Origin of the sequence: Acinetobacter sp. Marseille-Q1623 (genome assembly GCF_902809895.1) — a bacterium.
Taxonomy (GTDB): domain Bacteria; phylum Pseudomonadota; class Gammaproteobacteria; order Pseudomonadales; family Moraxellaceae; genus Acinetobacter; species Acinetobacter piscicola_A.
In genome coordinates this window covers 103,774-118,234 of the sequence record NZ_CADDWG010000002.1, presented here as the reverse complement: position 1 = coordinate 118,234, position 14,461 = coordinate 103,774, and the positions used below count along the sequence as shown (strand labels likewise).

The 14,461-nt window shown below is 36.7% G+C and carries 18 protein-coding genes; 12 read left to right on the top strand and 6 right to left on the bottom strand.

The genetic code is table 11. The features are described from left to right. Nucleotides 1-113: 113 nt before the first annotated feature. Entirely contained in the window at nt 114-1,202 is a 1,089-nt protein-coding gene (locus HUV91_RS13165; RefSeq protein ID WP_174493707.1) for a hypothetical protein, read from the bottom strand. Between the two features lie 279 nt (nt 1,203-1,481). On the opposite strand from HUV91_RS13165, the gene thrS reads away from it, so the two are divergent. Then, a complete protein-coding gene (thrS, locus tag HUV91_RS13160) occupies nt 1,482-3,404 on the top strand; it encodes a threonine--tRNA ligase (protein ID WP_130072013.1) in 1,923 nt (640 codons plus the stop codon). A gap of 5 nt (nt 3,405-3,409) precedes the next feature. After that, nucleotides 3,410-3,961 carry a translation initiation factor IF-3 gene (infC, locus tag HUV91_RS13155; RefSeq protein WP_130072012.1) on the top strand — a complete coding sequence of 184 codons (552 nt, stop codon included), beginning with the start codon at nt 3,410-3,412 and terminating at the stop codon, nt 3,959-3,961. 60 nt (nt 3,962-4,021) lie between these two features. Here infC and HUV91_RS13150 read toward each other — a convergent pair whose 3' ends face one another. Beyond that, nucleotides 4,022-4,495 carry an Hsp20 family protein gene (locus HUV91_RS13150; protein WP_130072011.1) on the bottom strand — a complete coding sequence of 158 codons (474 nt, stop codon included), beginning with the start codon at nt 4,493-4,495 and terminating at the stop codon, nt 4,022-4,024. Nucleotides 4,496-4,783: 288 nt separating this feature from the next. Between HUV91_RS13150 and HUV91_RS13145 the strand changes: the two genes are divergently transcribed. The 3 genes from HUV91_RS13145 (at nt 4,784) to HUV91_RS13135 (ending at nt 6,203) form a co-directional block, all read left to right on the top strand. Further along, nucleotides 4,784-5,401 (top strand): glutathione S-transferase N-terminal domain-containing protein, encoded by a 618-nt coding sequence (locus HUV91_RS13145; RefSeq protein ID WP_130072010.1) that lies wholly within the window; start codon nt 4,784-4,786, stop codon nt 5,399-5,401. 64 nt (nt 5,402-5,465) lie between these two features. Continuing rightward, entirely contained in the window at nt 5,466-5,750 is a 285-nt protein-coding gene (locus HUV91_RS13140) for a hypothetical protein (protein WP_174493706.1), read from the top strand. Nucleotides 5,751-5,777: 27 nt separating this feature from the next. Then, nucleotides 5,778-6,203 (top strand): YqaA family protein, encoded by a 426-nt coding sequence (locus HUV91_RS13135; protein ID WP_130072008.1) that lies wholly within the window; start codon nt 5,778-5,780, stop codon nt 6,201-6,203. A 4-nt stretch (nt 6,204-6,207) separates the two neighbouring features. Here HUV91_RS13135 and HUV91_RS13130 read toward each other — a convergent pair whose 3' ends face one another. Together HUV91_RS13130 and HUV91_RS13125 are read right to left on the bottom strand one after the other, a co-directional pair. Further along, nucleotides 6,208-6,933, bottom strand: coding sequence for an energy transducer TonB (locus tag HUV91_RS13130; protein ID WP_174493705.1), 726 nt, complete (start codon nt 6,931-6,933; stop codon nt 6,208-6,210). Between the two features lie 98 nt (nt 6,934-7,031). Beyond that, nucleotides 7,032-8,294 (bottom strand): MFS transporter, encoded by a 1,263-nt coding sequence (locus HUV91_RS13125; protein WP_174493704.1) that lies wholly within the window; start codon nt 8,292-8,294, stop codon nt 7,032-7,034. Nucleotides 8,295-8,527: 233 nt separating this feature from the next. On the opposite strand from HUV91_RS13125, the gene rpmI reads away from it, so the two are divergent. Next, nucleotides 8,528-8,722, top strand: a complete 195-nt coding sequence (gene rpmI / locus HUV91_RS13120; RefSeq protein WP_002054552.1) for a 50S ribosomal protein L35 — start codon at nt 8,528-8,530, stop codon at nt 8,720-8,722. An 11-nt stretch (nt 8,723-8,733) separates the two neighbouring features. Beyond that, on the top strand, nt 8,734-9,093 hold the full coding sequence (rplT, locus tag HUV91_RS13115) for a 50S ribosomal protein L20 (RefSeq protein ID WP_120401613.1): 360 nt from the start codon (nt 8,734-8,736) through the stop codon (nt 9,091-9,093). A 56-nt stretch (nt 9,094-9,149) separates the two neighbouring features. Here the strand turns inward: rplT and HUV91_RS13110 are convergent, their stop codons facing one another. Then, entirely contained in the window at nt 9,150-10,313 is a 1,164-nt protein-coding gene (locus tag HUV91_RS13110; RefSeq protein ID WP_174493703.1) for a hypothetical protein, read from the bottom strand. 54 nt (nt 10,314-10,367) lie between these two features. On the opposite strand from HUV91_RS13110, the gene HUV91_RS13105 reads away from it, so the two are divergent. The 4 genes from HUV91_RS13105 (at nt 10,368) to HUV91_RS13090 (ending at nt 12,129) form a co-directional block, all read left to right on the top strand. Next, nucleotides 10,368-10,748, top strand: coding sequence for a hypothetical protein (locus HUV91_RS13105; RefSeq protein WP_174493702.1), 381 nt, complete (start codon nt 10,368-10,370; stop codon nt 10,746-10,748). A 95-nt stretch (nt 10,749-10,843) separates the two neighbouring features. Beyond that, the gene (locus HUV91_RS13100) at nt 10,844-11,041 is read left to right on the top strand and encodes a hypothetical protein (RefSeq protein ID WP_130072003.1); all 198 of its coding nucleotides are present in this window, start codon (nt 10,844-10,846) and stop codon (nt 11,039-11,041) included. Between the two features lie 121 nt (nt 11,042-11,162). Then, on the top strand, nt 11,163-11,495 hold the full coding sequence (locus HUV91_RS13095) for a GNAT family N-acetyltransferase (protein WP_286433712.1): 333 nt from the start codon (nt 11,163-11,165) through the stop codon (nt 11,493-11,495). 85 nt (nt 11,496-11,580) lie between these two features. Then, a complete protein-coding gene (locus tag HUV91_RS13090) occupies nt 11,581-12,129 on the top strand; it encodes an NADAR family protein (protein ID WP_174493701.1) in 549 nt (182 codons plus the stop codon). Between the two features lie 42 nt (nt 12,130-12,171). Here the strand turns inward: HUV91_RS13090 and HUV91_RS13085 are convergent, their stop codons facing one another. Continuing rightward, complete coding sequence (locus tag HUV91_RS13085; RefSeq protein ID WP_130072001.1) at nt 12,172-13,185, bottom strand: hypothetical protein; 1,014 nt, start codon at nt 13,183-13,185, stop codon at nt 12,172-12,174. Between the two features lie 170 nt (nt 13,186-13,355). Between HUV91_RS13085 and pheS the strand changes: the two genes are divergently transcribed. Next, nucleotides 13,356-14,336, top strand: coding sequence for a phenylalanine--tRNA ligase subunit alpha (gene pheS / locus HUV91_RS13080; protein WP_130072000.1), 981 nt, complete (start codon nt 13,356-13,358; stop codon nt 14,334-14,336). Nucleotides 14,337-14,461 lie beyond the last annotated feature (125 nt).

Genomic DNA, 14,461 nt, shown 5'->3' with positions numbered 1-14,461 from the left:
TCTAAATTTACATTTTATTTTTAACATGACTATTTAAAATAAAGTGACTACTACACCTTAAAAATAACATTAAAAAACCGCCGTAATGGCGGTTTTTTAAAAACAAAGTTCTATCAAAGCACTTTGTTTAATGCATTTGCCAATGTCATCATGGCTGTTTTATTAAAGTAAGTTTCAGACATATCCACATTTTTTTCTGATGGATCCATTTGCATTTTAATTAAATCTCCAGCAGGGAAATAGGCTGCTGAATAGATCTTACCGTTTAATCTTACAGCTGTGTAGTTTTGAGTAAATGGATATCCTATTCCTGTCGAACTACTCACTGGATAAGCAACTTGATATCCTGCAAATTGGTCTGTTTTCCAAACATAACCTTTAGGGATTTTTGTATTTGCTATAAATTCTTCTATTGTTTTGTAATTGGTTAAGTTACTGTGATTAAATGTAATATTGGGAGCATTTAAAATTGTTTGATCAATGTAGCCAATTTTTGATCCCGCAGGAAATTTAGTTTGATCTAATAATAGTGAATTTAGTAATTTTTTATCATGATATTTGAGAAAGTTTACAATATTAGAGCTGATATATCGTTGAGCATTTCCTGAATTAGGGTAATCATAATACTTAAATAAATCAGCAACTGTTTTACCTGAAATATCAATTTGTATCGCATGGGATTTAACTTGAGTTTCGGCTTGAATTGTACATTCATCACTAAATTGATTTAATACAGTTGAATTTCCATTTTGAGAAATGACATAACCGAGTGGAAAACCACTACTCGTCAGCGTTTGTTTGAAACTCGTGTCTAATTTTGAGGGTGTTAGACGATATTGATCTATATAATCAGTACTGATGGATGTAGGTGAGTTTTTAAGAAAGTGAGTTAAGTTTTGATAGATGACACCATTGTGGAGTGTATTTGAATAAAAAACGAGATTACTTTCTCTTTCTAATGAAAAAATTTCTTCACTAAAGAAACCTGAACCCGTTGTCTTTAAATTCTTAGGAATACCATTGACACATTCAATATTTGTTGGGGTAGTGGGTGTAGTTGGATTGGTCGGTGTTGTGGGATGGGTTGGATTAGTGGCAGCAGAATTTCCATCATTAGAACTTCCACCTCCACATGCACTCAATGCCATAGATATAACAACACTTGTACTTATAAGTTTAATTTTCTTGTTGAGCTTTTTCATCATTTGCCTTTTTTAGTCTTAGATGGAGATTTGAAACTCTAGTTTTTCTTTAAAGTGATAAATATATCACTGTATTTTTATTTTTAGTCGTTTGTTTCAAAAAAAATAGACCAACGCGTTATATCTGCGTTAAGAGGTTTATCAATCATCATTTAAGGTGTAAAATTATCCGCACTTTTTATTTGTTCCACCGATTTTATCTTTTGAGCTTCGCTCGATCATAATCTCGCGGTGATATGCTCTATTGTACGGGGCATCACTCCTTAAGGATTTTTTCTTATGCCTATTATCACATTGCCAAATGGCGATCAAAAAACTTTTGACCAAGCCGTTTCTGTCATGGAAGTTGCACAAAGTATTGGACCTGGACTTGCTAAAAATACAGTCGCAGGTAAAGTCAATGGTCGTTTAGTGGATGCAAGTGATTTCATTACCGAAGATGCCACACTTGAAATTATTACACCTAAAAACCCAGAAGGTGTAGAAATCATTCGTCACTCATGTGCGCACTTGGTGGGACATGCGGTAAAACAACTTTTCCCAGAAGCGAAAATGGTGATTGGCCCTGTGATTGAAGATGGTTTTTATTATGACATCTTTAGTTCAAAGCCATTTACACCAGAAGATATGGCTGCCATCGAAGCACGCATGAAAAAGTTGATCGATGAAGATTATGATGTCATTAAAAAAATGACCCCTCGTGCAGAGGTCATCAAAATCTTTACTGAGCGTGGTGAAGATTATAAATTACGCTTAATTGATGATATGCCTGATGAAACTCAAATGGGCTTGTACTATCATCAAGAATACGTTGACATGTGTCGTGGTCCACACGTGCCCAATACTAAGTTCTTAAAATCATTCAAACTTACTAAAATGTCAGGTGCATACTGGCGTGGTGATGCGAAGAATGAACAGCTTCAGCGTATTTATGGTACAGCTTGGGCGGACAAAAAAGAATTAGCTGCTTACATCAAGCGTATTGAAGAAGCTGAAAAACGTGACCATCGTAAAATTGGGAAAGCTTTAGACTTGTTCCATATGCAAGAAGAAGCGCCTGGTATGGTGTTTTGGCATGCCAATGGTTGGACGATTTACCAAGTACTTGAACAGTACATGCGTAAAATTCAACAAGACAATGGCTATCAAGAAATTAAAACGCCGCAAATTGTAGACTTTACACTTTGGGAAAAATCGGGTCACGCTGCTAACTACGCAGAAAACATGTTTACGACGCATTCAGAAAGCCGTAACTATGCTGTTAAGCCAATGAACTGCCCATGTCACGTGCAAGTTTTCAACCAAGGTTTGAAATCTTACCGTGATCTTCCAATTCGTTTGGCAGAGTTTGGTTCATGTCACCGTAACGAACCATCAGGTTCATTACACGGCATTATGCGTGTACGTGGCTTTACCCAAGATGATGCACATATCTTCTGTACCACTGAACAAATTGGTAAAGAAGTTGCAGACTTTATTAAACTAACTTTAGATGTTTATAAAGACTTCGGCTTTGAAGAAGTTCAAATGAAGTTGTCTACTCGTCCTGAAAAACGTGTAGGTGCAGATGAGCTTTGGGATGTTGCAGAAAAATCTTTAGCAGATGCTTTAGACGAAGCAGGTCTAGATTGGGAAGAGCAACCTGGTGAAGGTGCGTTCTATGGTCCGAAGATTGAATTCTCTCTGAAAGACTGTTTAGGTCGGATCTGGCAATGCGGTACGATTCAGTGTGATTTTAACTTGCCATTACGTTTAGATGCCTCATATGTAACAGAAGATAACGATCGTGACCATCCTGTGATGTTACACCGTGCAATTCTTGGCAGTTTTGAACGTTTTATTGGTATACTTATTGAACACTACGCAGGCTTTATGCCACCATGGTTGGCACCAGTCCAAGCATGTGTGATGAATATTACCGATTCTCAAGCAGCAGCATGTGAAAATGTAGTTGCAAAACTCAAAGAAAATGGCATTCGAGCGATTTCAGACTTGAGAAATGAGAAAATCGGCTTTAAGATTCGTGAGCGTACATTAGAGCGTATTCCATATTTATTGGTACTTGGGGATCGTGAAGTGGAAGAAGGTACGGTTAATGTTCGTACCCGTTCTGGAAAAAATTTAGGGACTATGTCAATTGATGCATTTGTTGACTTAGTGAAAGCAGCCGTTGCCGAACGTGGCCGGTATATTGTGGAGTAAGAAAGATTAAACAGCCTGACCGTAACCAACAACAAGGTGCTAAAAGCAATCGTCCTGCATTAAACGACGAGATTAAGGCAAAAGAAGTCCGTCTCGTTGCTGCAGATGGAGAACAAAAAGGCATTGTGACGCTTGCAGAAGCGTTGCGTGCTGCTGAAGACGCAGATCTTGACCTTGTTGAGATTGTGGCAAATGCAGAACCGCCTGTTTGTAAAATCATGGACTTTAACAAGCATTTATTTGATTTAAAGCAAAAGCAAAAAGATGCTAAGAAGAAACAGCATCAAGTGCAAGTTAAAGAAATCAAATTGCGTCCTGGTACAGATGTTGGTGATTACAACGTTAAGTTGCGTGCTATTCTGAAATTCCTTGAAGAAGGCAACAAAGTCAAAATTACTCTACGTTTCCGTGGTCGTGAAATGGCTCACCAACAGTTAGGTTTAGCTCAATTACAAAAAATTGAGGCTGATGTGGCTGAAAGTGGTGTTGTTGAACAAGCACCAAAAATGGAAGGTCGTCAAATGGGTATGTTACTTGGTCCTAAAAAGAAAAAGTAATCATCCAATGATCAAAAAAGCCCTGCTCGAATAGCAGGGCTTTTTTGATTTAAAGCATAATTACTCAATACTTACAGTTTTGTCTGTAGATTCAGGCTGATCAAGTAAAAGTTTTTTCTTACCAATTGGGATTTCGCGTGGAAGTTTTTCTTCTGGTATGATTCGTTCCAAGTCAATGATCAATAAACCATTCTCATAATCTGCTTGTTGAACTTCAATATGTTCATCTAAGCGTAAAGACAATTTAAAGGCACGACGCGCGATTCCTTTATGCAGATATTCAGTTGTTTCTTTCTGAACAGCCTCAGGTTTACCTGAAATGGTAAGTAACTGATTTTCTAGACTCAGTCCTAATTCCTCTAGGCTAAAACCTGCGGTAGCCACCACAATGCGATAACGGTTTTCACCAGATTTCTCTATGTTATATGGAGGGTAGTTGGGTGCATCACTTTGCATGGCGTAGTCAATAAAATCATTTAAACGGTCAAATCCAATGCTACGACGAAATAAAGGATGAAGATTTAGATTACTCATGATTAGAACCTCCTGAGGTCAGCAAAGTTTTAAAAATAAGAAGATAAAATTAAACCTGCCATGTATAAACATCGACAGAATGTTAAAAATCGTCATTTCTAACACAATAATTAATATGTGTTTGAGTTTAAAAAATTCAAGTAAAATATCTATTTTTTTAAATAAACTTTTTATATATATGATAATTATAGGAAATTATTTTTAATTTGCAAAACTTGTTGTTTCTTTTTAAATCTATTAAGGTGTGTAAAGAGCCACCATCTACGGTGTATGGAGAATAATTTTAAAATGATTGATCTTTATTATTGGGGAACACCCAATGGACATAAAATAACCATTGCACTTGAGGAAATGGGCTTAGATTATCAAATTTTTCCAATTAATATTTTGGAAAATGATCAATTTCAACCTGATTTTTTACGTATTTCGCCAAATAATAAAATTCCTGCGATTGTTGATCAAAATGGACCAAATGGTGAGGCGATTTCAGTTTTTGAATCAGGTGCAATTTTACAATATTTAGGTCGTAAAACAGGATTATATTATCCTGAAAACGAACAGGATCGTGTTGAAGTAGAGCAATGGTTGATGTGGCAAATGGGCGGGTTTGGTCCAATGTTAGGACAGAACCATCATTTTAGTCGTTTTGCTAAAGAGCAAGTGCCTTATGCTATAGATCGTTTTGTGAGTGAAACGCAACGCTTATATTCAGTTTTAAACAAGCAGTTAATTGGGCAAAAATTTGTCGCAGGAGAATATTCAATTGCTGATATGGCGATCTTACCTTGGATCTTACGTCATGAGTGGCAACAAATTAATTTAGATGATTATCCTTATGTGAAAGCGTATGTAGAACGTATGACGGCACGTCCCGCAGTACAGCGAGCATTATCGATCAAAGTCTAAAACCAGAATATGCTACACTGCTGAACCACCTGCTACGGTGGTTTTTTAATGTTGGATATGAACGATGAAAGCATTCTTTTTAAATCTCACCCTTATTTTAGAAAAAAATCCTAAAGTTTATTGGTGCATAATTATGGGGATCGCCCTATGTTCAGTGTTGTATGTTGTGGAAGTGGTTCATATTCAAAATTTATTACCTGATGTGAAAGTGCAAGATAGATCGGCATTACGTGCCCTGATTGATCCGATTGCTCAGCGTTATTCTTGGGCGCGTATAGTGGTGATAATTGTGGCAATTATTGCTGCAAATGTTCAATATTTAAAAACTAAAAAATCACTAGGCTTATAGGTTAGATCATGGATCTTGATTGATTTTATGGCATATTTTTTACTGTTTTTATCTGCGTTTGGTGCAGCGACTTTACTTCCTTTACAGTCTGAAGCAGTGTTAGTTGGCTTATTAGCCCAAGAGAAATATTCAGTTTTTGGATTGGTTTTAATTGCATCTATAGGGAATATATTAGGTTCGTGTATAAATTGGTACTTGGGTTTAAAAATAGAGCAATTTAAACATAAAAAATGGTTTCCTGTAACTGAACAGAATATGTTAAAAGCCGAAAAGACTTATCAAAAATATGGGTTTTGGTCGTTATTTCTCAGTTGGATGCCGATTATTGGAGATCCAATTACTTTAATTGCTGGATTGCTGAAAGAAAGTTTTTGGCGATTTTTATTGATTGTCACGCTAGCAAAGACAGGCAGATATATTTTTATCTACCTGTTGTATATAGGATTATTTTAATTGCTTAATCATTTTCACAATCACTGCTATCGAGACGAATTTGATCTGTAGCAGTCATTTTAAAAAATGGAAACCATGATTTTTTAGATTGAACTGCGGTATTGGAGATGATTTGTTTGATTTGTTCATCGATATATCGATTACCAGAGCTTTCTATCTCTTTAATCTCTGGATGGGTTATCGTATTTTTTTTCATCGTGAATGATACGGAGATAGATGGACTGGTTTTAGTGAACAGATTTCTGTCTAAGTAGATAGATCGCAAAGTTTGTTCATATTTAAATGAGGTTTTTTCGCCTTTGTGTTGAGCATCATAAGCATTTGAATGAAGTTTTATTTTGCATTCAGGTGAAATACTACTTGGAGAGTTAGTATTCAGATTAATAGGTATTTCAGCAATGAATGAAGAGGCTTGACCATTCTCTATATACGGCTTAAATCTTGCACTTTTTAAGGATGAACTTATTTTTCGATCCAAACGATCTAAGCCTGTACTTTTGATGATTTCGACTTGAGTCACTTTGCCTATCTCACTTACATATAAATGTGCAAGCAATTGACGAGATTTACCTTTTAGATCAGTGTCTTCAAATTCAATATTTGGAGTTCTAAGCCAACTAATGCCGCTAGGTTGTACTTTAACCTCTTTGGGGCTGTTATTTAGATTGATATCGGCATAGGAATAGCCACATAAAATACTGCTCAGTAAAATCAAAGTTTTAATTTTCATAAAATAAATCTTAAATTGTAAAAATAATGAGAAAAATGGAGTATAAATCATCCATAAAAAAGGGCAAAATGAATATTTACCCTTTAAAATATATCTGTTTATTTTCTTAAATCATCATGACCTTGGGTAATATCGACTTTGAATAAGTCCTGTGTTTTTGCCCAACTGATCGCAACGACAACCATAGTCATACAACCACCAAAAACAGTAGCAGCAATCGTTCCCATATATTTGGCTGCAAGACCTGACTCAAAAGCACCCAGTTCATTACTGCTTGATACAAACATGCCATTTACCGCAGCGACACGCCCACGCATATTTTCAGGTGGATAGACCTGTAAAATAGTTTGACGCACAACGACAGAAATACTGTCACAGGCACCTGTCATCGCTAAGGCAATGAGTGAAAGCCATAAAGTATCGGAAAATGCAAAAATAATGGTAAAAACACCAAAACCAGCGACTGCAAGTAACATATTGCGCCATGCATGATGTGTCGGTGGAAATTTAGTGAGGGCAATCATGGTGATAAGTGCACCAATAGACGGAGCAGCACGTAAATAACCTAAACCTTCAGGACCAACTTTTAAAATATCTTCAGCAAATATCGGGAGTAGAGCAATCACACCACCGAACAATACAGATACGAGATCAAGTGAAATCGCCCACAATACGATTTTAGTTTTCCAGATAAAACGGAAACCTTCACTTAAACTATCCCATAAATTATCTTTTTCCATCGTAGGAAAAATGCGCTTTTTAAGAAGTGAAATCAGGAAAAAGCAAATAAACAGTAAAACAGCAACCGATAATAAACTGGTTTCTCGTCCGAGCCATGCCAACATAAAACCACCGAGCATTGGACCGATAATGACGCCACTTTGCCAACCAATGGTGGTCCATGTTGCACCATTGGCATATAACTCACGTGGAATGAGAAATGGCTTTAGCGATGTTGCAGAGGGATTGTAAAAACCACGAATTGTACCTAATCCAAAAATAACGGCATAAATACCCCATGATAATGTCTGAATCCCGATATGCCCATGATCATAGCTATGAAATAACCACCATAAAACCAGTGGAAGAGGAAAGGCGAAAAATAAACAAATTTTCATAATGATTTGTTTGTTGAATTTATCCGCGAAATAACCACCCCATAATGAAAGCGCGATGAAAGGAATTGCTTCAGCTAAACCAATTAAACCAAGTGTTAGGGGATCTTTGGTAATTTGATATAAAGAATAAGCAACAATAATTTCCTGAATCAAAATCGCTAAAGTTAAACAAAATTGGTTAATGGTGACGATAGAGAAATCTCGGTAGCGGAGCGCTGCGAATGCATCCTGTGCAGGGTTCATAATGTTCCAAAATTATCATGATGTGATGATTATAAGGAAATTTTTTTGAAGTATTTATTGTTTAGGTTAGAAATATCATTTTAAGCGTACATGCCATTGCATCTGTTTTAAAGTTAAATTTAAAAGTTATTGCTTTTGTTTTATACGCAGATGATTTAGAATATTGCCTCCCTTACCTGCAGGTTGTCTCGCAATGGTGCGAACATGCCGAACAGGTGTTTAAAGAGGTTGTTATGGCTAAGTTAAAAACTCGCCGTGGTGCAGCTAAGCGTTTCAAAGCGACTGCTAACGGTTTCAAGCGTAAACAAGCGTTCAAACGCCACATTTTGACCAAAAAATCTGCTAAACGTATTCGTCAATTGCGCGGTTGTGTCATGGTTCACGTAAGTGACATGAATTCAGTTCGTCGTATGTGCCCATACATCTAAGGAGATTATAAATGGCTCGTGTAAAACGTGGTGTACAGGCTCATCGCCGTCATAAAAAAATTCTTGCTCGTGCTAAAGGTTACTATGGCGCGCGTTCACGTGTTTATCGTGTAGCGTTCCAAGCGGTAATCAAAGCAGGTCAATACGCTTACCGTGACCGTCGTCAAAAGAAACGTCAATTCCGCGCTTTGTGGATTGCACGTATCAATGCGGGCGCACGTCAAAATGGTTTATCGTACAGCCGTATGATTTCTGGCTTGAAAAAAGCGCAAGTGATCATCGACCGTCGCGTACTTGCTGACATCGCTATGCATGACGCAGTTGCATTTGCTGCTTTAGCTGAAAAAGCGAAAGGTGCATTGGCTGCATAATCATCATTGATGATTGAAAAAGACCGCTATTTTGCGGTCTTTTTTATGGATTGATTTTATATTGATTGATCATCTTTTATTTTAAGGGCTTTGTATAATGCATAAAATAACGCAATGATAATAATGAAAATATTCCCCCAATGTACTGTGAAATATGCCAATGTCCATAGAGCACAATAACACCATAACATAAACCATAAAAACTTGATGAGTCCAACCCAGTGAAATGCAGACGGTGTTTCATCTAACGCGATATGTTCAGTGTTCGTTATATTTGAATCGTGAGCTGAATCATCTTGTGATTTTGCTATGATTTTGGGTGGTGTAATCAAGGGTGTAAATCGCTGTGTTTGTGAATTGAGTACAACCTCTTGATGATGATTAGCACTATGCTTTAACAAAATTGGGAAAAGCTCATCTAAGGTCTGAGATGCTTTTGAAAACTCTTTTCTTTCATTTTCAGACATATGCCAATATGCTGCATATTCATTTTTAGCATGAGATTCAACATGAAAAGCATGAGTGAGTGCGGCAGCATTGATGATTAAATTACTGGCATAATTGCGTTTTAAGCTAAAAGGTAATAAAGGAAACTGTTCTTGTTTTTGATAATAATTACCTTCATAACAATTACTTTCTGTTAATGGAACAGGAAAGGTTCCATAACGTTTGGAAATCTCAAAGGCGTAGATGGAGTCTTGATAATCATCATAAAAAGATTGCCATGAGAAAGCTTGTAGATCTGCTAAAATTTTGTCTGAATAATCATGAGATATATCCATTAAGACGTAGTTTTCAACACTGTCATGATAATTATTATAGTTTGATTGCTGTGGAAATCCATTTTCATCATATTCTTGCCAAAGTGGTTCTTCCTCAGCATAGATCAAAACTTTAAAGATTTGGTTTGGAAAATGACAGACAATACAAAAGTCATCTTCAGTGGTTTTTAGATCGAATATTTTAGATTCGGTAATATCTTCTAATACATCTGAAGCAAGATGTAAGCTGATTTTAAAAAGCCCTTGAGTTTTAAGATGATTGAGTAGATGTGAGGCTGAGCCAGCCAATAAAGTCCCTGTGTCTAGATCACGTAAAATCGGAAAATGAGTAAAAAGGAGTGGATGGCGATCTAAAATTTCGGAATCGACAGAGCCGCTCAAAAATTCATTGCCATAACTCACTAAAGCGACTTGGCGATAAGCGCTTTCCAAATACATGTGTTTTTCCTGTTATTATGTTTTTTGATTGTGTAATAGCATGCGTAAAAAATAATGAGAAAACAATATCATTTCCGCCAAGTTGGTGAAGACACGCTGATTTGGGATGTACATCATCTCATTGAATTGAGTAAAAATTTTCCTATTCAAAATATTGAGTTAGCAGATATTCAAGAACTCAGCGAAGCGTATTGGTTCCCAGATACACATCCAACTACACAACAAATCATTGAGCATATTCAATTGATTCAAGATGCCGATCTAAATTATCCCATTATTTTATGTGCAGATAGACGAGTGATGGATGGTATGCATCGAGTCGCAAAAGCTCAATTATTGAATCAAAAAATGATTCCAGCGGTGCAGTTTAAAGAAACACCACCGCCAGACTTTATGAATATCAATGAAGATGATCTCGAATATGATGAAGATTAAAACTGCTCAAGATATACACAATATCAACAGGAATATTCTAGTTGTTTAAAGTTGAATCAAATACATTAGAACGATAATAAAATCAGGAGCTTCATATGCTTGTTGCAATTCAAGGTTTAGATCAAGGGACAATAGATGTTAACTTAGATGTCTTACCGCGAGAAGGTGAATATTTAAAAATAGTTTATGGGGCAGATGCAGAAGTTGAAGGCGAAGTTGCTTCAATTAATCATTATATTAATCAACATGCAGATGAGCATAAAATTACCATCGTGTTAAAACCAATTAACTAATTGATAAAAATTAGATGATTAAAAGTAGCTTTTTTGCTACTTTTTTCATGTTGCAATACTTGATGAGGCTGAACAGATTGCACAAGATCATGTACATAGTTGGCATGAGACCTATACAGGCATGATTAGACAAGAAGTTTTAGATAGTCGAAGTGCAGAGGGGTGTAAGCAACTTTGGCAAAAGTTAATTGTTGATCAACAGCATCGAATTACGGTGTATGAGAAAGATGATGTCATTTTCGGTTTTTTAGATGGTTATTTAAATCCTGAGCAAACGATAGCAGAAATTCATGCATTTTATTTGTTGAAAAGAATCCATGGGCAAGGTATTGGTCGTGCCATGTTTGAGCAGTTCTATCAATCTTTACAGCCAGATCAATATTCTATTTTACGATTAGGTGTTTTGAATAAAAATTTAAGCCGCTATTTTTATGAAAAAATGGGTGGTATTTAGGTAGATGAACAAACGATTCCTGAGTATGGTGAGGGAATTTCAGAAGTTTTTTATCAGTGGAATCTTCTCAAGAGTGGATAATAATATGTCAGATCAACGCTATTTAACAGATTTACAAGAAGACCTTAGAAAGGGAAAAAACTTTAAATATCTTTGCTTTTGGGGGCATACGCCCAAGCAACAAGATCTTGTGGATAAAAGCTGTTTTAGCCAATGGTATCCTGCGGCTTTTCAGGTCGATGGGATCGACTATAAAACGGCTGAACATTTTATGATGGCGCAAAAAGCACGGTTATTTGCGGACGAAGAGATTTTTCAAAACATTATTCAAGCAAATCATCCTAATGAAGCCAAAGCTTTGGGACGAAAAGTCAAAAATTATCAGGAAGATGTATGGCTAAAGCATCGTTTTGATATTGTGGTGCAAGGTAATTTAGCGAAGTTTTCGCAAAATGCGGAATTGAAAAAGTATTTATTGCACACAGGAAATCGTGTGTTGGTCGAAGCATCGCCTGTCGATAAAATTTGGGGCATTGGTTTAGCTGCGGATGATAAAAATGCTGAAAAACCATTGCAATGGAAAGGTTTAAATCTGTTAGGTTTTGCATTGATGGAAGTGAGGAAGCAACTTTAATGCTGCTTGCTCACAAGGTTTGATTTTATTGAAAATGCAAATTTACAAGCCAAAATAATATGCTGCGATACAAATCAAAATAGTCATGACAATTAAAGTCATAACTCCTGATTTACCAACTTTGGACTCCGAATTTTGACTAAAACGTTGCTGTTTATTTTCAGTGCCTGTTGCCTCAAACGGTGATGGTGCTTGTTTCGGCGTTAAACGTGCTGATTGATAATGGTTGGCAACTTTGGTAATAAATTTGCTGTATAAATCATCAAGTTTCTGTGAAAAATGACGTAAATTCATTCGCTCTTCTGGACTCATTTCTTGTTCTAAATCATTTGAAGAATATTGCATTTTATTTTGAATAAAAGTCGATAAAGCTTCTAAGCGATGTAACGTTTCATGTGCATAATCTGCTGAGTAGGCACTTGGAAATAAGGCAAGATTGTTGGTATTTTCTTGAGCAGACTGAGCTTTACTCAAACCTAAATAAGGGAGTGTTACTGTACTTGGTTCAATAAAACCTTGTGCATATTTACTATTAAAAAGCTCGTTGTCCGTGTACACCTGAATATCATCCCAATTCGGCTGTGCTAAATCTTGCTCAATGGGTTTATTATATTTTGTGCTGAGTTCAAAACGCCAAAATGTTTCCTGACGGGTACTATTGTGTTGGGCTGTCGGCACTTCATAATCATTGTCCGCAGTGTACCATTCAGCCAATTCTTTACCTAAAATCCAAGCTGTATGCTGTTGCTTATGATGACTAATAATAAAGTGTGGCGTTGCTAAGAGCTCTACATTCGCATTTGGATTTTTTTCGTCATTGAGTAGGCTTGAGCTATGTAAGCTAAGGCGATAAACCCCTTGTCTTTTTAAGCCTTCTAGCCATATTTGAAAATGTTGTGCCAATAAATGTTGATTGAGTAAATCTCGAAAATACAGACGGTGTTGATTAAAAATAGCGTGATTGACCCATTGATTAAAGCTTAAATCTTGGGACAAAAATTCGTTGCCATAAGTGACAAGCGTGAGTTGTTGCTTCCAAATTGGGTCAAGTGCCATGTGTTCTTGATCTCGGTGACATCATTCTTATGAAATTCTGATTATCTTATACTTTTTATACTTAAAAATACTAATTTGATTTTCCTGTTTATGAAGCTTCATCCATCTGCATAAAAACTGTTAGAATATGCAGTTATATTATTTTCTAAATTGTTGCTTTGAGAGTTACTATGTCACTGGAAGCCCTGACCACTGAAGCGCTCGCTGCGATTGCAGCAGCTCAAGACCTTGCTACACTCGACCAAGTGCGAGTGCAATTTACAGGGAAAAAAAGCCAGCTTGCGGAACAATCTAAGTCGTTGGGTAAAATGGATCCCGAAGAGCGTAAAGCTTTTGGTGCGCAAATTCATGCGGTACGTGAAGCAATCAACGCTGCCTTAACTGAGCGTCAAGCAGCATTACAAAAAGCAGCACTAGAACAAAAGCTTGCAAGTGAAACGATTGATATTACTTTGCCAGGTCGTGGGCAAACTATTGGTAGCATTCATCCTGTGACGCAAGTTCAAGAGCGTATTTGTCAATTCTTTACTAAAGCTGGATTTACGGTTGCGACGGGTCCTGAAGTAGAAGATGACTACCATAACTTTGAAGCATTAAACATTCCGGGACATCATCCTGCGCGTGCGATGCATGATACGTTCTATTTTGATGCGACACATTTGCTACGTACACACACATCAGGTGTACAAATTCGTACTATGGAAACGCAACAACCACCGATTCGTATCGTTTGCCCGGGTCGTGTTTATCGTTGTGACTCGGATCAAACTCATTCACCGATGTTTCATCAAATCGAAGGTTTGTATGTGGCTGAGAACACAAGTTTTGCTGAATTAAAAGGCTTGTTGGTGAACTTGCTGAATGAATTTTTTGAGAAAGATTTAAAAGTACGTTTCCGTCCTTCATATTTTCCATTTACGGAGCCAAGTGCAGAAGTAGATATTATGGATGAACGTGGTAAATGGCTTGAAGTTTTAGGTTGCGGTATGGTGCATCCAAATGTATTACAAGCTGCGGGCATTGATCCTGAGAAATATAAAGGTTTTGCTTTTGGTTTAGGGGTAGAGCGTTTTGCGATGTTACGTTATGGCATCAATGACTTACGTATGTTCTATCAAAATGATGTGCGTTTCTTACGCCAATTTGCTTAACAAATTTATACCTCTCCCTAACCTCTCCTGAAAGGAGAGGGGTGTTCTTTAACATGAGATGAAGGGGCCTTCGCTGCTAAAAAGCGAAGTTGAAGAGGGATTGGAAATTTAGAAATAATAGGTTT